This is a genomic window from Enterococcus sp. DIV0806c, from assembly GCF_051710905.1.
Taxonomy (GTDB): Bacteria; Bacillota; Bacilli; order Lactobacillales; family Enterococcaceae; genus Enterococcus_B; species Enterococcus_B mundtii.
The window spans coordinates 2,872,299-2,893,679 of the sequence record NZ_JBIOLO010000001.1 but is presented as its reverse complement, the minus strand read 5'-3'; the positions used below and the strand labels follow the sequence as shown (position 1 = coordinate 2,893,679).

19 protein-coding genes are annotated in these 21,381 nt (G+C 39.5%); 12 read left to right on the top strand and 7 right to left on the bottom strand.

What is annotated here, in order from left to right:
* Positions 1-2: 2 nt before the first annotated feature.
* The 3 genes from IGK77_RS13425 to IGK77_RS13415 all read left to right on the top strand — a co-directional run bounded on the left by IGK77_RS13425 (position 3) and on the right by IGK77_RS13415 (position 1,552).
* Positions 3-875, top strand: a complete 873-nt coding sequence (locus IGK77_RS13425; protein WP_074801357.1) for an ROK family protein — start codon at positions 3-5, stop codon at positions 873-875.
* Between the two features lie 184 nt (positions 876-1,059).
* Positions 1,060-1,293 (top strand): type II toxin-antitoxin system RelB family antitoxin, encoded by a 234-nt coding sequence (gene relB, locus IGK77_RS13420; protein WP_074801354.1) that lies wholly within the window; start codon positions 1,060-1,062, stop codon positions 1,291-1,293.
* A complete protein-coding gene (locus IGK77_RS13415; protein ID WP_071867547.1) occupies positions 1,283-1,552 on the top strand; it encodes a type II toxin-antitoxin system RelE family toxin in 270 nt (89 codons plus the stop codon). The genes relB and IGK77_RS13415 overlap by 11 nt, the downstream gene beginning before the upstream one ends.
* Before the next feature lie 42 nt (positions 1,553-1,594).
* Here IGK77_RS13415 and IGK77_RS13410 read toward each other — a convergent pair whose 3' ends face one another.
* Positions 1,595-2,056, bottom strand: coding sequence for a GyrI-like domain-containing protein (locus tag IGK77_RS13410; protein WP_074801351.1), 462 nt, complete (start codon positions 2,054-2,056; stop codon positions 1,595-1,597).
* A 160-nt stretch (positions 2,057-2,216) separates the two neighbouring features.
* Positions 2,217-3,071, bottom strand: coding sequence for an RluA family pseudouridine synthase (locus IGK77_RS13405; protein ID WP_074801348.1), 855 nt, complete (start codon positions 3,069-3,071; stop codon positions 2,217-2,219).
* A gap of 209 nt (positions 3,072-3,280) precedes the next feature.
* On the opposite strand from IGK77_RS13405, the gene IGK77_RS13400 reads away from it, so the two are divergent.
* The 3 genes from IGK77_RS13400 (at position 3,281) to IGK77_RS13390 (ending at position 6,567) form a co-directional block, all read left to right on the top strand.
* Complete coding sequence (locus IGK77_RS13400) at positions 3,281-5,455, top strand: PBP1A family penicillin-binding protein (protein WP_074801345.1); 2,175 nt, start codon at positions 3,281-3,283, stop codon at positions 5,453-5,455.
* A gap of 67 nt (positions 5,456-5,522) precedes the next feature.
* The gene (locus IGK77_RS13395; protein WP_010734167.1) at positions 5,523-5,864 is read left to right on the top strand and encodes a YlbF family regulator; all 342 of its coding nucleotides are present in this window, start codon (positions 5,523-5,525) and stop codon (positions 5,862-5,864) included.
* A 172-nt stretch (positions 5,865-6,036) separates the two neighbouring features.
* Positions 6,037-6,567 carry a hypothetical protein gene (locus tag IGK77_RS13390; protein WP_074801341.1) on the top strand — a complete coding sequence of 177 codons (531 nt, stop codon included), beginning with the start codon at positions 6,037-6,039 and terminating at the stop codon, positions 6,565-6,567.
* Between the two features lie 234 nt (positions 6,568-6,801).
* Here IGK77_RS13390 and IGK77_RS13385 read toward each other — a convergent pair whose 3' ends face one another.
* The 4 genes from IGK77_RS13385 to IGK77_RS13370 are packed head-to-tail and all read right to left on the bottom strand — an operon-like array spanning position 6,802 to position 11,863.
* Positions 6,802-7,488 carry a rhamnogalacturonan acetylesterase gene (locus IGK77_RS13385; RefSeq protein ID WP_074801338.1) on the bottom strand — a complete coding sequence of 229 codons (687 nt, stop codon included), beginning with the start codon at positions 7,486-7,488 and terminating at the stop codon, positions 6,802-6,804.
* Between the two features lie 2 nt (positions 7,489-7,490).
* On the bottom strand, positions 7,491-8,894 hold the full coding sequence (gene uxaC / locus IGK77_RS13380) for a glucuronate isomerase (protein ID WP_074801336.1): 1,404 nt from the start codon (positions 8,892-8,894) through the stop codon (positions 7,491-7,493).
* A 45-nt stretch (positions 8,895-8,939) separates the two neighbouring features.
* Positions 8,940-10,445 carry a UxaA family hydrolase gene (locus IGK77_RS13375; RefSeq protein WP_071867553.1) on the bottom strand — a complete coding sequence of 502 codons (1,506 nt, stop codon included), beginning with the start codon at positions 10,443-10,445 and terminating at the stop codon, positions 8,940-8,942.
* Between the two features lie 5 nt (positions 10,446-10,450).
* Positions 10,451-11,863, bottom strand: a complete 1,413-nt coding sequence (locus IGK77_RS13370; protein ID WP_074801333.1) for a tagaturonate reductase — start codon at positions 11,861-11,863, stop codon at positions 10,451-10,453.
* A 372-nt stretch (positions 11,864-12,235) separates the two neighbouring features.
* On the opposite strand from IGK77_RS13370, the gene IGK77_RS13365 reads away from it, so the two are divergent.
* The gene (locus IGK77_RS13365) at positions 12,236-14,425 is read left to right on the top strand and encodes a helix-turn-helix transcriptional regulator (protein ID WP_074801328.1); all 2,190 of its coding nucleotides are present in this window, start codon (positions 12,236-12,238) and stop codon (positions 14,423-14,425) included.
* A gap of 164 nt (positions 14,426-14,589) precedes the next feature.
* Here IGK77_RS13365 and IGK77_RS13360 read toward each other — a convergent pair whose 3' ends face one another.
* A complete protein-coding gene (locus IGK77_RS13360) occupies positions 14,590-15,462 on the bottom strand; it encodes a carbohydrate ABC transporter permease (RefSeq protein WP_023520460.1) in 873 nt (290 codons plus the stop codon).
* Between the two features lie 283 nt (positions 15,463-15,745).
* On the opposite strand from IGK77_RS13360, the gene IGK77_RS13355 reads away from it, so the two are divergent.
* The 5 genes from IGK77_RS13355 (at position 15,746) to IGK77_RS13335 (ending at position 21,378) form a co-directional block, all read left to right on the top strand.
* Positions 15,746-16,717, top strand: coding sequence for an ABC transporter permease (locus IGK77_RS13355; RefSeq protein WP_074801325.1), 972 nt, complete (start codon positions 15,746-15,748; stop codon positions 16,715-16,717).
* Positions 16,718-16,732: 15 nt separating this feature from the next.
* Complete coding sequence (locus tag IGK77_RS13350; RefSeq protein ID WP_071867557.1) at positions 16,733-17,374, top strand: YesL family protein; 642 nt, start codon at positions 16,733-16,735, stop codon at positions 17,372-17,374.
* Positions 17,371-18,876 carry an extracellular solute-binding protein gene (locus IGK77_RS13345; RefSeq protein ID WP_071867558.1) on the top strand — a complete coding sequence of 502 codons (1,506 nt, stop codon included), beginning with the start codon at positions 17,371-17,373 and terminating at the stop codon, positions 18,874-18,876. Before IGK77_RS13350 ends, IGK77_RS13345 begins: the two co-directional genes overlap by 4 nt.
* Positions 18,877-18,958: 82 nt before the next feature.
* On the top strand, positions 18,959-20,062 hold the full coding sequence (locus IGK77_RS13340) for a glycoside hydrolase family 88/105 protein (RefSeq protein ID WP_071867559.1): 1,104 nt from the start codon (positions 18,959-18,961) through the stop codon (positions 20,060-20,062).
* Positions 20,059-21,378 (top strand): glycoside hydrolase family 28 protein, encoded by a 1,320-nt coding sequence (locus IGK77_RS13335; protein WP_071867560.1) that lies wholly within the window; start codon positions 20,059-20,061, stop codon positions 21,376-21,378. The genes IGK77_RS13340 and IGK77_RS13335 overlap by 4 nt, the downstream gene beginning before the upstream one ends.
* Positions 21,379-21,381: the final 3 nt, after the last annotated feature.

Here is a 21,381-nt window from a genome sequence, read left to right as displayed (position 1 = left end):
TGATGTATGGTGGAATAGAAGCAGGTGGAACAAAATTTATTTGTGCAGTATCAAATCAGGGAGAAATCATTGAAAAAATCAGTGTACCGACAACTTTACCAGAGGAAACGTTGGCGTTAGTATTTGATTTCTTTGATCGTTTTGAATTAGAAGCAATTGGAATCGGTTCCTTTGGCCCCATCGGTATTGATCCAACCAATGAGCGTTATGGCTATGTCTTAGCTACGCCTAAACAAGGATGGCGAGATTTTGATTTCTTAGGAAGCATCAAACAACGATACGACGTTCCTTTGGCATGGACAACCGACGTCAATGCTGCGGCATATGGCGAATTGTTGAAAGGGGCGGCGCAAGGTAAAAATAGCTGCATCTATTTGACTGTCGGCACAGGTATTGGTGGCGGAGTCGTGTTGAATAGCGATATCCTTTCTGGTAGTGCGCATCCGGAAATGGGACACATCATGGTCAAACGTCATCCAGAAGACAACTACGAAGGAACTTGCCCTTTCCATAAAGACTGTTTAGAAGGATTAGCTGCTGGACCATCGATCGAAGCACGTACAGGAATCAAAGGACAAAATTTACCTGAGGATCATCCTGTCTGGGATATCCAAGCATATTATCTTGCACAAGCATTAGTCAATTATACATTGACGTTAGCGCCAGAAAAAATCATTTTAGGTGGTGGTGTCATGAATCAAGCACACTTACTACAAAAAGTGAGAGAACAATTTATGACATTGATGGCTGGTTACATGGAAACACCGCCAGTAGATGAGTATATTGTTCAATGGGGCATGCCGAATGAAAGTGGGATCATTGGAAGTCTGCTGTTAGCGGAAAAGGCACATCGAGAAGCAAACGCATTTGCATAAATCTAAGAAGAAAATAGCGACTTTTAATTTTTAGATGGAAACTTGAATAAAAATAGGTATAGAGAACGACTGTCATTATTGGTAGCCGTTCTTTTTTATTCTATATGTTACGTACTAACGTTGTGTTGACAAAAGAATGTATTTTTAGTACGATGTTGTTACAAATTAGAGGGAGGGGTAGATTATGGGACAATCCACAATTACATTTAGAATTCCAGATGATGAAAAAGAACTAGTAGCAGAATATGCTAAAGCACATAACTCATCATTGACGGAACTTTACAGGACTTCAGTACTTGATAAAATCGAAGATGAGATTGATTTAAAATTATTAAAAGATGCAATGGCACTTTCTAAAAAGAAAAAAGAGAAGGGGATTTCTCAGTCTGGCATGGAGAAGTTGTTAGATGAAGTATAAAGTTATCTATATGCCTCAAGCGCAGAAACAGTTAAGAAAGATGGATCGAAATCAAGCAAGAATAATCGTTGCTTGGATTAGAAAAAATTTGGAAGGAACCAGCACCCCTCGACAACACGGTAAAGGATTGACGGGAAATCGAGGTTGTGAGTGGCGGTACCGCATTGGGAATTATCGCATACTAGCAAATATAATTGACTCTGAAATTATAATTGAAATATTTGCTATTGGTCATAGAAGTATTATTTACAAGAAATAATCGTTGCAAATGAGACTGGTTTGGAGCAACATGAATCCGAACTTAATTGATTGGAAAAACAACTTGTGTCAATAATTGGTCTTCCGGTGTATCAAGCGGATTACTTAGATAGTAATCATAATAAACGCCTGTATTTTCCAAATGATTTTCTTGGAGATAAACCAGCATTGCCTCGTATGTTGCCTCAAGTGTGGCGTAAGAATCTTGATGTGTGGCGATAACGGCTTTTCCACCATACGTTTGACTCATATACACCTCATCACTTGCAGAAATAGCTGTATTGATAGGAATCCCTAACTCAATGTCAAAGACGGTAAAGTCTTCGTTGCTATTCAGATAAGCACAGTAGGGGGCGCTAATCAGTTGGGCACCTTGTTGGGCAACAGCTTGCATCAATTTTTCATAGCCAGTATCTATTGCAGCGGTCATGTTCTCCATAGTAACAGCAGTCGCTTTGGTTGCTACAGCAATTTGTGACGAAAGGTTAGTTCTTTCAATATTCATATGAATGATTTCCTTGATGTTTTATATACATATAATGTAAGTGAAACATATAGATGCTTACTGTCGATTTATATTTTTTGATAGAAATAGGAAAAAACTGAGAATCGGGACCGTATTAAGTTCCCAAATCTCAGCTTTTTTTATGACTATTTTCAAGTGTTTACCATAATCCCGGCAATGCTCGTGCAATGATTTTTTCTTGTGTAAATGGATGGGTCATATGGAGTTCCAACGCATGGAGCATCAAACGTTTCGCTAACTTCGTTTGATAGAGCGGGTCACCAACAATGGGGTGGCCTTGATGCGCTAAGTGTACGCGGATTTGATGCGTCCTCCCTGTATCTAGGACACAATAGACCTTTGTTTTATCTGCCGAAACTTCGGCGACTTGGACATGTGTGCTGGCTGGTTGCCCATTTCTTGGATCGACCACTCGTTTGCGACGATCATGACGATCTCTGCCGATTTTGTCTGTGATTGTTACATCTTGAGAAATTTTACCCCAGACAACGGCTTGATAACGGCGGTAGATTTTTTTCTGTTCCAACATTCTACCTAAAATAGGCAAAATAAAAGGATTTTTAGCGAATAGAACAGCCCCGCTTGTTTCTTTGTCTAATCGGTGAACGACATATGGACGTTGGTTTTTTTGAGCTAAGTAAGCAGCCAGATGATTCAATAACGTATTCGTTTCCGTCGGTTCATTCGGATGCGTTTTGATACCGACTGGTTTATTAACAATGATCAAGTGCTCGTCCTCGTACAACACGCTGACTTTTGTTGCTTCCCCCAATTGAACATCTTGGTAACTATAGTCAGTTTCCTCAAAGTGCAAAGTGATCTGGTCCCCAGCTTTTGCTTCGTGATGGAATAAAACAGGTTCGCGATTCACTAAGACGTTTTTACGTATACGCAAAAAGTGACGGACTTTTCTTGGTACAAGCCACTCGTTTTCTAGTAATTCTCGAATCGTCATCGTTGGATGAGATTCAGGTAACGTGATCGTGATGTCCACATGCTCACACCTTTCATTGAAATTCAGATTCATTGTAACATTTTTAACAGATATTTAAGAAAAAAATGGAAAATTTCTGTCATTTCATATGCTAAACTATCCACATTGTGAATAAACAAAGCGTACACCTACATCTCAAGCAGGACGTCACGCATAATTAGTTATGTTAAAATGAGAAGAATGAGATCAATAGACAGGAGAAGAAGTGAATGGATTTTCAGAGCATGCTAGGAAGAATAAAAACTGCGCTCATCAGTTTTTGGCGATGGATTAAGCCTTACCTTGGACAATTCCATCGCTGGCGCAAGCGTATTTGGAAAAAATATCATATCAACAAGTTGATTTTACTGATCGGACTGATCTTCGTATTGATCACGAGTATTTATCTATTTGTATTAGCAAAACAAGCGAATGTTGAAACACTGAAATCTGGTTTGAGTCAATCGACCGTGATCTATGATAAAAATAATGAAGAGGCTGGGACGTTGTATGCGCAAAAAGGGTCTTATGTGGAGTTAGATGCGATTTCTCCATTGATCCAAGATGCCGTTATTTCGACCGAAGACCGGAATTTTTATCAACATCCTGGTTTTGATATCAAAGGGATTGCCAGAGCAGCAGTAAGGATGATTACATCTGGTGGTACAGGCGGGGGTGGCGGAAGTACAATTACCCAACAGTTAGCCAAAAATGCGTATCTTACACTAGATCAAACGTTTGACCGAAAAGCAAAAGAACTTTTTCTAGCGATTGAGATCGAGAAGAAGTACAGCAAAGAAGAAATTTTAACGATGTATCTGAACAATGCCTATTTTGGTAATGGGGTTTGGGGCGTGCAAGATGCCTCTAGACGCTATTTCGGAGTGGATGCTAACAATGTCACTCTGTCTGAAGCTGCTACGTTAGCGGGGATGCTAAAGGGGCCTGGTATCTACAACCCAATCGATCATCCGGGAAATGCCAATAATCGGAAAAACACAGTGCTAAGTGTGATGGCAGAAAATGGTAAAATCAGTGAAGAACAAGCAACTGCTGAGTCTCAAACGGACATCACGCACTATTTGAATGATACGTATACTGGTTCGGAGTCTGGTTATCGTTATCCTTATTATTTTGATGCAGTGATTGATGAAGCTGTTAGTGAATATGGCTTAGATGAAGCAGATGTCATGAATAAAGGCTATAAAATCTATACGTCATTGAATCAGAATTATCAGCAACAACTAGAAGCGACTTATCAAAATGATGCGTTATTCCCTCCAAATGCGACAGATGGTGCCATGGTCCAATCAGGTTCAGTTGCACTAGATCCGAAAACAGGCGGGGTTGCAGCGCTCGTTGGTCGACGTGGGGAACATGTCTTTAGAGGATTCAACTTTGCGACGCAGATGAAACGTTCACCTGGTTCATCGATCAAACCGCTTAGTGTGTTTGCTCCCGCATTAGAAGCTGGCTATACACCGTCAAGTATTCTTGAAGATAAACCACAATCTTATTATGATGCACATAACTTTGATGGGACCTATCAAGGGGAAGTACCGATGTATCAAGCGGTTGCTCAAAGCTTGAATTTACCAGCTGTGTGGTTACTTCATGAGATCGGTCTTCAAAAAGGCTTTGATAAGACAAAAGAATTTGGCTTACCTTTAGCTGATTCAGACAAGTATTATGGGTTAGCGTTAGGTGGTTTGAAAAATGGGGTATCTCCTATGACTATGGCGGGGGCTTATGGTTCATTTGCCAATAATGGGAAGATGTATACACCGCATTTGATCACCAAGATCGTTGACTCTACTGGAGCAGTCATCGTTGATAATACCAACAGTAAACCAAAGCAGGTCATTTCCGAAGAAACGGCGAACCAAATGACCAGCATGTTACTAGGTACGTTCTCAAATGGAACGGGTGTTGCAGCGAATCCATATGGTTATACGGTGGCAGGAAAAACAGGAACGACAGAAACCAATTTTGATGCAACAAAAGCGAATGACCAATGGATTGTTGGATATACCCCAGATGTAGTCATCTCTACTTGGTTGGGATTTGAAGAAACGAGTGAACTTCACTACTTAGAAGGTACAAGTGGCAATGTGGTGGGGAAAGTCTTCAAATCGGCAGCAGAAGGCATCTTGCCTTACACTGAGCAAACAAGATTCAATGTTGCGGATGCCTATGCTACCGGTGGTCAAGTCGTCCCAGCAGATCAAGTACCAGATAATTCACAAACCAATGAAGAGAATCAGGGGAACTGGCAAGACAATTTAGATCGTTATGGCGAACAAGCGAAAGACGGTCTAAGGAATTTTGGTGATATGCTGAGAGAAGGCGTACAAGGTATCGGTGATGCAACACGAGATCTATGGCGTCGATTCCAGGGAGAGTAGGCACTTTGAAAACGAATCACCTCATGTTACAATAGAGTTTATTAAATAGAAGAAAAGAGGCCGTCGTATGTCAAATATTTATGATAGTGCAAATCAAATCGAACGTGAGATTCGTGAACTAAAAGAATTCAAAGAGTTAGAAGAAGCTTATGCAAAAGTAAAAGCGAATGAAGAAGCACATCAACTATTCAAAGATTTCCAAGCAATGCAAATCGAATTACAAGAAAAACAAATGAGCGGACAAGAATTCAGCGATGAAGATGCTGCCAGAGCCCAAGAAATGGCAATGAAAATCCAAACAGAAGAAGTTATCAATGACTTGATGCAAAAAGAACAAGGATTCAGCACGATCATCAATGATTTGAACCGTATCATCATGACACCAGTACGCGACTTATACAGCGAATAGTCATCAGCAAAATAACTCTCTGGCATGAAATCTTTATAGATTTCATGCCAGTTTTTTTTATAAAAAACAATTTTTTCTTTCAGAAGAAAAAGTGATGGACAGGCAAGGATCATCCTTTGTTATCATTAAGTTGCAGAAAGACACCAATAAACAAATGAGAGGATGTGAACCTATGCGAAAAAAAATGACAATTGAAATTAACGCACCTATTAAAGAATTGAATGTTACAAAACCTTTTGACTTAGCCCTTTTCAATCAATTTATTCTACATAAACGAACAAAAGAGTTACTACAGACACTAAAAAAAATGAAACATCAACTTGTCGAAGATTCATGGGCCTATGATAAACATTTTCGTTGGGTATCCACAAAAACGCATTTCGAGCATTATCAAAACAGTTTGATTTGGGCAGAAAAACTGGATCGAGTCATTTACCAGCGGTTAACAGAAAAACAAAAGAACCACACGCCTTTTTCTCTTCTTTCGCTCATGATAACTCATCGTTATATCCACGAATATGCACGTTATACGGTGAAAGACCAACGAATGATCTTTCAAGAAATCCGCCAAAGTCCACAAATAGAAAATAAAGATCTTTTTATGTTTGAAAAATTAAAAGAGGGTGTCAGCTTGGCAATTACGGCTAGAAGGCCTTCGCTAGCGGAAAAACCAAAGAATAACAATCAAACACAAAGTCTTTGATTGTGTCGGTGAGTCATAATTTAATAGACTGAATGAGGTCGGGACAGAAGTGTTTAGCCTCAAGAAATAAGGAGCCATCCACGAAAATTGTTTTTAAAATTTTTGTGGGTGGCTCCTTATTTTTCGAAGAGGTTACTTCTGTTCCCGCCGTTTATTCGGTTTTAGGGGGGCGAGAGTCCTAATGTCTCAGACACGCTTTGTCTGGGGAAAATTGTAAATTCTTTGAATCGAGTTTTAGATAGAAGAGGTTTCAAGGTAATTTACTAATGAAAAATCTGTTTCTTTTAGTAGTTCAACGACGAGTTGAGCGACTAAAGCAGCGCCTTCTGGACTAAAATGGGTGTTGTCACAAAGGCCTGAGGGATAATTTTCATAAGTATCAACTGGTAAATGCAAGTAGAATTTTTTTGTTTCTTCTTGCGTATACTGTTGAAGAGTAGTTTGTGATCGAGTAAAAACATCCAAAATAGGGTAGTTATTTTTTTCTGCGAATTGCCTCATTGCGTTTGGATATTCTCCTAAGCAGTGCGGATCTAATTCCCCATTTTTTAAGTAAAGGCGTCGTGTGACAGGGGTCAAGAAAATTGGCTGTACATTTAAGGATAAGGCTGTTTGCGCATAGATATCAAGTGCCTCCAGATACCCACCAAATGGTTCTGTTCCTTTTGCTTCAGTGATTTTTTGGTCGTTGTGGCCAAACTGGATCAGTAAAAAGTCTCCCGCTTGAAATTCTTCTTTCAAGCAAGTGAATCGTCCTTCTTCAATGAATGATTTTGAACTACGGCCATTTTTTGCTCGGTTGTTTATCCGAATCTTAGGTTGGAAGTATTTACCGAGGACTTCTCCCCAGCCGGTCTCTGGTCGAGCAGTCATGTTTTTGATTGAAGCAGTGGAATCGCCTGCGATATGGATCGTTTGCATAGTCACTTTTCTTCCTCAAAGAAACCGAAATAGTTTCGCGCATTTGTATAACAGATATCTTCCACTAAGGTTCCTAAAAGAGGGATGTCTTCGGGCGCTTCGCCTCGTTCCACGATTTCACCGATCAGCTCACAGAGAACACGTCGGAAATACTCGTGTCGTGTATAAGAGAGAAAGCTGCGAGAATCCGTCAACATACCGACGAAATTTCCTAAAACACCGCTATTGGCAAGTTGTGTCATCTGTTCACGCATGCCTGCTCGGGTATCGTTATACCACCAACCAGAACCGAGTTGGAGTTTTCCAGCCGTTTCCTTTTGAAAGCTACCCATCAGAGCAAGCAGTAAGGGATAATCATTTGGATTGAGCGAATAAAGGATGGTCTTCGGTAATTGATCGTTTTTCTCGGCATGATCCAGCAACTGTTGCAGGTGGCTGGTTAGTGGTTGATCGTTGATCCCGTCGTAACCAGTATCTGGCCCTAAGCGTGTGAATGCTTGGGTATTGCAGTTACGATAAGCATGGAGATGCAACTGCATCGTCCAACTATGCGCATGATACAGAGGGATCAGCCGGTTGAGTGTTTCTGTTCGATAAGCATCAATTTCTGTCTGTGTCAGTGTTTCTTTTGCCAATGCTTTCTGGAAAATCTGTTCAAGTTCTTTTTCAGAAGCTTTGTGATAGGACAAGCGATCTAATCCATGATCCGATAGGCGACAGCCATGCAGGTGGAAATAGTCGATCCTTTGACTCAATGCGGTGATCAAAGAAGTGTAATCAGCGATTGGTTTGCCAATTACGTGAGACAATTTTGACAACCATTCAGAAAATCCCTCGTGGGTGAGATTTAATGCAGCATCTGGTCGAAACGCTGGTAATACTGTGAGATCAGGTTCTTCTTTTGCCAATAATTCGTGATAGACTAACTCGTCAATGGGATCATCTGTTGTGCAAATGACAGTCACCTTCGCATTTTTCGCAATCTCTCGTCGACGAAACGCTGGTTCAGCTAACCGTTTATTTGCTTGTTCCCAGATATTAAGAGCATTTTCTTCATTGATCAGTAAATCGATTTGGAAGAAACGTTTCAATTCAAGATGTGTCCAAGTATACAAAGGATTGCCTATGATTTTCGGCACCGTTTGACACCAAGCGTAAAATTTTTCGTAATCTGAGGCGTGACCAGTGATTTTTTCTTCTGGAACACCACAGGCTCGCATCAAACGCCATTTGTAATGATCGCCACTCAACCAGGCTTCTGTCAAATTAGTGAAAGGTTTGTTCTCATAAATTTCTTTTGGTGATAGATGACAGTGATAGTCGATGATCGGCATTTTTTCAGCAGATGAATGGTACAGTTTTTTTGACCATTGATTGGTTAATAAAAAATCATCAGATAAAAACATTTACTTCACTTCTTTCAATTTCAGATTGGGTAGTGATAAGAAAAATCAAAGTGTGACACCATTTTTAAAAATAGCTAGTTCTCTTACATCGTTGGCTTCGTTTTTTGTCTCTTCTCCGCTCGCAACACGGATGATTTTATCGATAAATAAAGGTAAGACCTCTGCCATGGATTGAGTCAACAATTCACCAGCATCAAAGTCCATCCAATGTTGTTTTCGTTCGAATAAAGGTGTATTGGTTGATACTTTTAGCGTGGGAACGTAAGAACCAAAAGGTGTTCCTCTGCCTGTGGTGAACAAGACGAGTTGACAATCAGCAGAAGCTAACGCAGATGCGGCAACAAGGTCATTACCAGGTGCCTCCAGTAAACTCAGCCCAGTTTTACGTACTTTTTCACCATAAGCTAACACATCGACTACCGTTGAATTTCCTGCTTTTTGGGTGCAACCAAGTGACTTGTCTTCTAAGGTAGAGATACCACCTGCTTTGTTTCCGGGAGAAGGATTTTCATAGACTGGTTCATTATAAGAGAGAAAATATTGTTTGAAATCATTGATCAATCGAACGATCGATTCAAAGACTGCTTGATTTTCTGCTCGTGCCATCAGAACTTGTTCGGCACCAAACATTTCGGGCACTTCCGTCAAGATCGTGCTACCACCTTGTGAAATCAAATAGTCAGAAAAGGCACCTAGCAATGGATTTGCAGTAATCCCTGACAACCCATCTGAACCACCGCATTTTAGCCCAATCGTTAGTTTATCCAGAGGAACAGGAACACGGAAATCTCTTCGTGCGATTTCTGCTAATTCTTCAAGCAAAGAGACGCCATGTCCTATTTCATCAGTGACATCTTGGGCAGTTAAAAATTTTACTCGTTGTTTGTTATATTTATTTAAACTAGCCTTTAATTCTTGTATCGTATTATTCTCACAACCTAATCCAAATACAAGCACACCGCCAGCATTCGGATGATGGATCGCATCAGCTAGAATCTTTTTCGTATTCTCATGATCCTTGCCTAATTGAGAACAACCATAAGGATGTTTTAAAATCGTGAGATGATCAAAAGGATTGTCATCTGCATGTCGTTTTTTATATTCTTGGATGATCAATTCAGCGATTCCATTGACACAGCCAACGGTTGGAACGATAAAGAGATCATTGCGAATCCCAGCTTGTCCGTCTTCACGAAGATAGCCTTGAAAGGTGCGATTTTCTTGTGGATAGACGATGGGGCATGATTTTGGTTGGTATTGGTAGCTTTCCTCACCAGAAAGATTTGTTTTGATATTATGCGTATGTATCCATTGTCCTGCTTTGACATCCGTCAAGAGATGACCAATCGGATAGCCATACTTGATCACATCAGCCCCTGCGCTCAAATCAGACAAAGCAATTTTATGACCTAAGGGGATTTCTTCAAAGGTAGTTAATGTAACATCATCGAAGCGAAGTGTTGTATTCGTTGGAATCGTGGTAGTAGCTACGACAACGCTGTCCTGTGGGTGTAATTGGATGATTCGAGTGGAGAAATCTGGATCAGTCATGTTTTTCATCCTTTCAATTCATATAATACGTTACGAATGCCTTTTTGATCGATCTCTGTCACGTAATGTGAAACTGTTTCTGTTAAATCAGGAAGTACGGATAGATCTTCGCCCCAAAGCGTTGGATTTTTCAATAGTTGAAGGACAGCAGTCTCTGGCTCAGCCCAAGCTTCAGCGAAACTAGCGAGTACCATTGGGTCATCGTTTACATGGATTTTCGAATGATCGGCACGATAAAGCAAGATCAAGGCAGCAAATGAGACAGTCAGATAGGAAGGAAGTGCTTCCCTTTTTTCAATGTATTTTTTTAGAATAGGTAGTAATCGTGTTTGAAATTTGGCAACACTGTTCAAAGCAATCGCATGTAATTGATGATGTGCAAAAGGATTTAAGAACCGTTCGTTGATTTGTCTAGCGTATGCCAGCAACTCTTCTTCAGGTAAGCGTAGCATTGGGATCAATTCCCTAGTCACTAATGTGTTGATGTAATCGGATAGTAGAGGATCTTTCATGACTTCTTCGACTGTTGAGACGTTTGACAGTAGACCAATCGCCACCATTGCAGTATGAGGACCGTTGAGTAGATGGACTTTTCGTTCACGATAGGGCGTCAAATCATCAGTCAAGACAACATTCAGACCTGCTTTTTTTAATGGTAAGTGTTCATTCAATTCCTCCGGTGCTTCGATCACCCACAACATAAATGGTTCAGCTTTTACCAACAGTTGATCGTCATATCCCAATCGTTGGTGCAGTTCATCGATTTCATCTCTCGGGAACCCAGGAACGATCCGATCCACCAAACTACAATAAAAATGATTTTCTTGGTGTAACCAATCGATAAATTCTGTTTCAAGCTGCCAATTTTTTGCATACTGTAAAACGAATTTTTTTAAAAGCTCTGCATTGCGATCAATCAGTTCGCATGGGATGATCGTGAGTCCATTTTTATTCATTTTGAATCGATGATACAAAAAGGCAGTCAATTTTGCGGGGAAGCTTGTTGGGGGGAGATCATTTTGCGTATCGGCTTCATGATAACTAATACCAGCTTCTGTCGTATTAGAAAAGACAAAGGCTAATTCATCGATTTCTGCCAATGCGAGGAACTCTTGCCATTGCTCGTAAGGGTTGAGCGTACGGTCGATCACAGTGATCGGCTCTGTCGTATCGATGACTTTACCATCAATTAACCCTTGGAGTAGAACTGTATAGAGTTGATCTTGTTCAGCCAGCTTGTCACTTAGTCCGTGAGCTAGTGGTTGGACGATTGCAACATTTCCTTGATAGAGGCCTTGATTGTTTAACTGCTGAAGTTGCCAATCAACGAATCCTCTCATAAAATTCCCTTCACCAAACTGTAGACAAGTAATTGCAGCTTGATTTTTAGGGTATTGCTTTTTAGTTAATCTTTCCATTGAATGATTTCCTTTCTGTGAGACAAAAATTTTATGATAAAAATCTCTGAAACGTAACGAGAATTATCAATAGTTGTTATTTTTATGACGGCTACATGCTTATTTTTCACGAATTTGGTGTTTTTTGTTGATAGCAAAATCTATTGCTCGTGTTCATGCTTAAATCAATCAATTGGTGGCGCATTCATCGTAATATGAATAGAAGTTTTAGTCAACATAGCTTGATATCGTTAGGTTTGACTCTTTCAAAAAAACTTATGTTTTTAAATAGTAGTATGTTAATCTGAAAGAGTGAAGATACTCATTGCTTTAGAAGATAATCAATTTTACATAAAATGTAAGCCTTTTAATTTCGGGAGGAGAGGAAGTTTGATGAAAAATAAAATGTTGTTTTATCAAATGTTTTTACCGATTTTTATTATCGGTATGGTACTGGTCATTGGCTTTAGCTTATTTATCTATACCAACACCTATGACTCGATTGAAGAGAACTATTTACTAGATAAACAAAATCTATTGAAACAAATCAAAACAAATGTAGAATGGAAGTTTCGAACAATCGAGTATTCTTTCGCTACATACGGCTCCACTAAAAACTTCTCCGAAATATTTCAATCTCCCTTGAATCATACCGACTACGCTATTTATTCCGAAGTACGAAAAGAACTTAATTTTATTGAAACGATCGCAATGGAGGAAAATGCGTTTAAGTTAGTCAGCCTAAAAGGCGGTTGGGGTGTCGTCAATGGTTCACTGAATCAACTATCACCACAAGAAGCGACTGATTTAAAAGCCCAGTACGTCCATCAAGATCAACAAGTTTTTTGGACGAAACAATCTGATGGAATTGAAATGGTTGTTGCATTACCTAAAGCAGTCAGTGAAAAATATGCGCTAGGTTTTGCTTCGATCGACCACCAGGCGCTGAAACGAATCATTGAACGAAGCAATGAAGACCGCTTAACGATCTATTATGGAGCAGAGATCCTTTTTACCGATGCTGAATCATCAAGAGAAGGGATGATAACAGTCAAAAATATAGAAGCGAATGTACCAACAGTGGTTCAAAGGAATGGTCGGAATTTCATCTTGCTCCAATCTGATTACAATCAATGGCAGTATCAATTAGAGATCGATCCTGCAACTATAGGTACGACTGTCCGAAACTTGCAAATCGGATTAGCCACTGTATCCTTTACTTTGATCATTTTACTGGGGGGCTTGTCCTATATCTTTTCTGAACGATATGTTCGTCCTATCAGTCAGATTCAAGACCGACTGAATCTCCATTCGGAAGGCTTGTCTGGGAAGAAACTAGAGAACGTTGTCCAGTCAGTGAGCCAAGTAATTGGTGAAAATGAACTATTAAGTGCGAATTTGATTACACAGAAACCACAGCTAGAAACTTTATTTGTCTTGAGCCTCTTTAGAAATCGTGTGGAAAAACGGGAATTGGATCAACGATTACAGCAGTTCAACTATGACTCGCAAAATGAATGTTACTATACAGCAATCGTGCAGATCGATTTTTTAGAAGAGAGCCATGGAGGAGAACGAGATTTATTGCTATTGGCTATCAACCAAATGATTGCTGAGATTGTTCCTAAAGAAGAACGAATGATTCCTATCGTGCTAAACGAAGAAATGCAAGCAACGATTTATCGAAGTCCAAAGGAAGAAGTATTCGCGAATAAAAAAGTAATGGATCACTGTCGCCAGATACAAAAAATGATTCAAGAATATCTCAAATTGACTGTTAGCATTGGGATCAGTGATTGTTTTACTACACTGAATGACAGTAAGCAATCTGTCGACCAAGCGAAAGAAGCCTTATATCATCGGGTAAACACTGGACCAAATTCAATTGTGTTCTACCATGAAATCATCTCAGAGCAACAGGAGAAGACACTGATCAAATATCCGATGGAAAAACAAAATCGTTTATTTGAAGCAATCCGTTCAGGAAACGAACACGTCAGTTGCCTTCTTCACGAATTGATCGTTGAGATGTTCACTCAAAATAAAAATCGATTGAATCGAGAAGTTGTAGCTATTCGTTTAGTCAATGAATTTGTTCAGTTGGGGCAACTATTGGGTGTGAATATTACGCAGTTTGAAGAATTGAAGCAAATATATGTTAAGGTGTTATATACTTATCATCCTCAAGAACTTGAACAATTGCTGTTAGAACAATTTGTTCAACCGATCACAAAAAACTCTCAAGAAATCACGGAGCAAGAGTTTAAATCGTTATCAGAAAAAATGATCCATATCATCTATAGCGAATATGATTGTGATCTGTCGCTAGACATGGTGGCAGATCGCCTTCATTATAATCCTAACTATTTGAGTAACGTGTTTAAAAAAGAAACCGGTGAAAACTTTGGAGATTTCATTCAGAACTATCGCTTAGAGATCGCTAAGAAGTGGTTGACGGAGACGACGTTATCCGTGAAAGAAATAGCAGAAAGGCTCAAATATCGTAACTCACAAAATTTTATTCGCTTTTTCAAAAAGAAAGAATCCGTCACTCCTGGTGAGTACCGTAAGAAAAACCGCTGAGGACAACTTAGTGACACCGATCATTAAAGTCCTACATGAGTTACTCAGGAAAAATATTTGTTTTTATTGTGAGGAATAGCACGATCTTTGAAAAATTAGTTTTTCTTAGATCGTGCTATTTAAATGAATAATTAATTTTAAGCGTATCTTTAAGTATGAAAGGGTCAACCTTTGACAGAGCCGACCAATGCCCCTTTTACAAAGTACTTTTGAACAAATGGATAAGCAACCAACATTGGCACTGTAGCAATCACGATGACGGCCATTTTGATCGTTTGTGCCGGTGGAATGATATCGACAGCACTACTTTCTGCCTGCATCCCGCTTGACACGATCACGATTTGACGTAACAAGATTTGAATCGGCCATTTTGAGGAATCGTTAATGTATAAAATCGCCGTCATATAAGTATTCCAATAGGTCACAGCATAAAAAAGTGAAATCGTCGCAATGGAAGGTAAAGCAAGGGGCAACATAATTTTGAAAAAGACTCCAAAATCAGTACAGCCATCCATTTTGGCAGATTCTTCTAAACTATTAGGTAAAGCTTGAAAAAAGTTACGCATGATGATCATGTTCATGGCGTTGACAGTTACAGGTAGGATCATCGACCAGTACGAATTGATCAATCCCAAGGAGCGCACCACTAAGAATGTCGGGATCATTCCACCACTAAAGAGCATGGAAAAGACAACCATAAAGTTAAAAAATCCTCGCCCAAAAAGATATTTACGTGATAATCCATAGGCCATCAATGAAGTCACGCACATGCTGACGACCGTCCCAAGCCCAGTAACCCCAATAGAAACAGCTAAAGCTCGGAAAATCGTTGGTGTAGATAAGATGTAACGATAGGCATCTAAAGAAAACGTAGTAGGGAAAAGGATGAATTTTTTTGCTACGACTTCTTGTGTAGAAGCAAATGAAGTGGCGATGATATTTAAAAACGGTACGATACAGATCAAAGCTAATAATAGTAGAAAAATGGAATTAAAAATCGTAAAGCTTTTTTCTCCAAGCGAAACCTTTTTTTTCATTTAGAGAGAACCCTCCTTAAACCATAAGTATTTTTGTACCTCCAATCTATCATCTGCTTGAAATTACGTACATAATCATTTTTTAGGGAAGGAAAATCATGAGGTTTCATATAGCTGCAACGGGCATTACCTAAAAAATCGATCAGATGAAGCGGAAAGTGAGGAATCAAGTGATGATCGGCAGTTACCTACGTCAGTGAAAATGATTATATACGGAATTACTTTTCTTCCTTTATGCTGTGGATAGCGGTTAAAGTCACACAATGTTTAACAAGGAGGGCTTATGGAGAGTGTAAAAAGAGAGCTGGGTTCAATTACTTTATCAAAAAAGGAAGAACGAATAAAAAGAAGAAGGAAGACGATTGCTGGAATCAAAACGAATAAATTTTTGTACTTGATGATTCTTCCAGGAATCCTTTATTTCATTGTTTTCAGATATTTACCTATGGGTGGCTTAGTGATTGCGTTCCAAGACTATCAACCTTATCTGGGGATTCTTGGTAGTCCTTGGGTTGGTTTCAAGCACTTCATTCGATTATTTACTGAGCCAACATTTTTTATGCTGTTGAGGAATACGCTGATTTTGTTTGGACTGAATATTTTTGTCTTTTTCCCAATGCCGATCATTCTGTCACTTCTATTGAATGAAGTAACGAACAAGCGATTCAAGAATAGTATCCAAACAATCATTTACATTCCGCATTTCATGTCTTGGGTCATCATCGTCTCAATCACCTATGTCTTTTTGAATGTGGACGGTGGGGTCATCAATGAATTTTTGGCCAGTATTGGGCTAGATAAAATAAGTTTTTTGACGTCGCCTGACTGGACACGAACAGTCTACATTGGACAGGTGATTTGGAAAGAACTAGGGTGGTCAACGATCATTTATCTCTCTGCAATCACCGCAGTAGATACGCAATTATATGAAGCAGCCGAAATGGATGGGGCAGGACGTTTACGTAAGACGTGGCATGTGACATTACCTGCGATCCGTCCAGTGATCATTACCTTGTTGATTTTAAAAATTGGTCAAACACTTGACTTAGGATTTGAGCATATGTACTTACTACTCAATTCATTGAATCGCAGTGTGGCAGAGATTTTTGATACATATATCTATACTGCTGGATTGAAAAATGGACAATTAAGTTTTAGTACTTCAATGGGCTTATTCAAAGGTGTAGTGGGCTTGTTTATGGTCGTACTTGCGAACAAGGTAGCAAAAAAATTGGGTGAAGACGGTGTGTACTAGAAAAGGAGCAAACAGATGTTGCAAAAGTTAGAGAGTACAAATAAAAATTTGATCAGACTCCTGCAACTCGTTTACTTAAATTTTTTGTGGGGAATATTAGTCGTTTTGGGTCTCGGACTATTCACTTTTGGTCCAGCGTCTTACGCAATGGTCTCAGTGATCCGAAAGTGGCTACGCTCATCTGAAGATTTTCCACTGACACATACGTACTTTCGCTATTTTAAAGAAAATTACAAAGAAACGTTGTTGATCAGTTGGTTATATTTTGCAGTTGCTTTCGTCCTGTACGTAGATCTTGCCTATATCCAAAATTGGTACTTACGCGTAGTGATTTTGGTCATCAGCTTTTTTTACGTGTTATCTGCGCTGTATATTTTCCCGATTATGGCCCATTACCAATGGCAAGGGATGTTTTATAAAATCAAAATGGCTTTTTTGTTTGGTTTTTCTCAGTTACATTATTCACTTGTTTTACTATTAATCATTATTGGCAGTTATGCGGTAATTATTCGCTTAGTGCCTGGTATGTTGACATTCATGGGGAGTAGCTTCTTCTTTTTTGCCATCACTTGGACAGCGGTGCAACTATTTGATCGTCTTAAAAAGAAAGAAGTAGCAATAGATAAAAATACATTCAGTGAAGGAGAACAATTATGAAGAAAAAAATGTTAGTAACAGCAGGAATCGGTTTGCTCAGCATACTTGCTTTATCAGCTTGTGGCAATGATTCAAGTGATACATCCGCAGATACAGAGGATGGAAAAACACGAATCACGTGGTTGAACATTTTACATACAGCTTCGCCGCCTAATGATACGATCGTTGATAAAATCGAGGAGAAAACCAATTCAGAATTGACGTTCAACTGGATTCCTGATGCGTCAAAAGAGGAACGGTTGACCACTGCATTAGCTTCAAATGAGCTGGGAGATATCGTAACACTACAAATTGCTATGTTGAAAAATTCCTCTGTGCGAAATGCGTTAAAGTCCGGTGTTTTCTGGGATGTGTCTGATTATTTAGCTGACTACAAAAATTTAAGTAAGATATCAGAGGATCGAATCGAAGCGGCAAGTATCGATGGTGCACTATATGGCGTACCTATGCAAAAAGATTACGCTCGTGCAGGTTTAGTTATCCGAAAAGATTGGTTGGACAATCTAGGATTGGAAGTACCAGATACATTGGATGAACTTTATGAAGTAGCGAAGCAATTCACAGAAAATGATCCAGACGGCAATGGTGTCGATGATACAGTTGGTTTTGGCGATCGCGCCCCGAGTGATATCCGTTACACGAGCTTCAAATTATTTACATCGTATTACGGTGCACCGAATGGTTGGAAAGTAGAGAGTAACGGTCAATTTACACCTGAATTTGATACAGATGAGTATATGAAAGCGATGAATTTTTCTAGAGACTTATTTGAAAACGGTTACTTAGCGCAAGACTTTGCAGTGACTCAAAAGACAGATCAACAGGAACAATTTGCACAAGGTAAAACAGGGATCTATACCGGGATGATCGATATCAAAAACCTAAAAAATATGGGGAAAGATATTCAACCAGAGATGGAGCTTGTGCCAGTAAATAAAATATCAGATGGTGAAGATGGGGATTACCATGTATGGTCAGAAGGAAATGGCGTAGGGGGACTATTGGCATTTCCTAAATCCTCGGTCAAAGATGAAGCACAATTGAAGAAATTACTCCAGTTTGTCGATGATTTATTAGAAGAAGATATGTATAAATTGATGACAGGTGGTATTGAAGGAACACACTACCAATTGCAAGAAGATGGCGCGATTGAATACATCGACATGGATCTTTGGCAACAGGAAGTGCAACCATTATCCAGTTCAAGACCAAGTGAAGTTACATTTTCATTTAAAGATGCTGATCCAGAGAAAGAATTATCCAATCAATTAGTCAAAGAAAATGAACAGTTTGTTGTGTTAGATCCAACGGTTCCATTAGATTCAGAGAAAAACAATGAAGTCGGTTCAGAAATCGAAAAAATCATGATCGATGCAACTGTCCAGTATATTATGGGACAAATAGATGAAGATGGATTCAAACAAGCAATCAGCAATTGGCGTGCCCAAGGTGGCGATCAAATTGCTGAAGAATATGAAGAGGCTTATAAAGCTGCACAGTAATAGTAGATGTATCAAAGAAAGGGCTGTAACTATTCCAACCGCAGCCCTTTCTCTTTTAAAATGATTGATTGGAGGAAGAAGATTGAATTGGTCAGAGAAATTAGCAGATAGTATTATGGCACGTACACCTTATTTGTATCAAGATAAAGGATATGAACGAAAATGGTCATATGATTATGGTGTCGTTTTGAAAGGATTTCAGTTGTTATGGCTGAAAACGAAGGAGAAGAAGTACTTAGACTTTATTCAAACAAATATTGACTACTTCGTACAAGAAGATGGCTCGATCAAAGGCTATAAATTAGAAGAATACAATATCGATCATATCAATACTGGAAAACTGTTCTTTATCCTCTATAAAGAAACAGGAGATGAAAAATATCGCAAAGCAGCAGAAAATTGCGCCAAACAATTGTCGAATCATCCAAGGACCTCTGAAGGTGTGTTTTGGCATAAGGCGATCTATCCTTGGCAAATATGGTTAGATGGTTTGTATATGGGAGCGCCTTTTTATGCAGAATTTATCCAAACCTTTACGCCGAAAAAAGATTATCAAGATGTCTTACGTCAATTTGAGATCAGTTATCAGCGATTGTTCGACTCAAAAACGAATTTATTGTTCCATGCATGGGATGAAAAGATGAAGCAACCTTGGGCAGATCTAGAAACGGGATTATCCCATCATTTTTGGAGCCGCTCAATTGGTTGGTATTTGATGGCGTGTGTCGATACTTACGAGTTGTTGCATAAAGAAGTGGACTGTCGATTATTGGGGCAAATTGTGACATCCACATTGGAAGCATTATTGCCTTATCAATCAGAAACTGGCACCTGGTACCAAGTAACAACCGAAACGAAACGTAAAGGGAATTATTTAGAAGCTTCAGGAAGCAGTATGTTCGTTTATGCGATGGCAAAGGGGATTCGCTTAGGAATACTGGAGAAAGAAGTGTGGTTTCCTCAGTTGAAAAAATCTTATCAAGGTTTGTTTGATGAATTTGTTTTGGAAACAAAAGAAGGCTGGCTGAATCTGAATAAAAATTGCCAAGTTGCAGGTCTAGGCGGTGCAGACCAAAGAGATGGTTCTTATGCTTACTATATTAGTGAACCAATTGTATGTAACGATCAAAAAGGTGTTGGTGCCTTTTTGCAAGCCTTAGTAGAAGTGGAAGGTGTATCTAAGTGATAAATATTTTAAGCTTAGGTGCCTCAGTCGATAGACTCAACACGACGGTGATCCAACAAGCCATTGATCAAGTAGCCGAAGCAGGTGGGGGAAGAGTAATCATTCCAAGTGGGCAGTTTTTAACGGGGCCATTGTGCTTGAAAAGTAATGTGGAGTTGTATCTTTCTCCTGGAGCAGTATTGAAATTTACAGATGACCCAGCTCAGTATTCAGCTATTTTATCCAGCTGGGAGGGTGTACCTAAAAAGGTCTATGCTTCATGTATCTATGCGCAACATGCAGAAAATATTGCTGTCACTGGTTTAGGGAAATTAGATGGTAGTGGTCCTAGCTGGTGGCGCATTTTTCGAGAGGAGCATGAAACACTTGAGTACCCTCGGCCAAAATTGCTTGGTTTTGATCATTGTCGACGAGTAACAATTCGTGATATCCAGTTGGTCGACTCACCAAGTTGGACGATCCATCCGAATCATTGCCAAGATGTGACGATCGATCATGTAGTCATTTGTAATCCTGCTGATTCCCCGAACACAGATGGTATTGATCCAGAGTCTTGTCACAATGTGCATATCAGTAACTGCCATATTGATGTTGGGGATGACTGTATTGCAATCAAAGCAGGGACAGAGGATGCCGTTAATAAGGTACCTTGTCAAAATATCACGATCACCAATTGTACGATGGTACACGGTCATGGTGGCGTAGTGTTAGGAAGTGAAATGAGTGGCGGGATTCGGAATGTAACGATTTCGAACTGCGTATTCCAACAAACCGATCGTGGGATTCGATTAAAGACACGCCGAGGTCGAGGGGGGATGATCGAAGATGTCCGAGTAACTAATTTGATCATGGACCAAGTACTGTGTCCGTTTGTCATCAATCTTTATTATTTTTGCGGGCCTCGTGGCAAAGATCCTTACGTCTGGGACAAAGAAGTGTATCCAATCGATGAGCGAACGCCACAAGTTCGGCGTATTCATTTTTCATCGATAACTGCTAGAAATGTCCATGCTTCCGCAGGTTTTATTTACGGGTTAGCAGAACAAGCGGTTCAAGACATTTCTTTCGATCATGTCGATATATCAATGGCAAAAGATGCAAAAGTGGGAGTGCCAGCTATGATGACGGGTTTAGAACCCATGCGCCAACAGGGATTTTATGTGCGGTTTGGTAAACATATTTCTTTCCATCAGATCACGATCAATCATCATGAAGGACCAGCAATCATGATTGAAGATTCGGAAGATATCGAAATTAAACGTATGCGATCGACAGAGTTGGATAAAAAGAATGTATCTATTATAGAAGGAACTTAAATA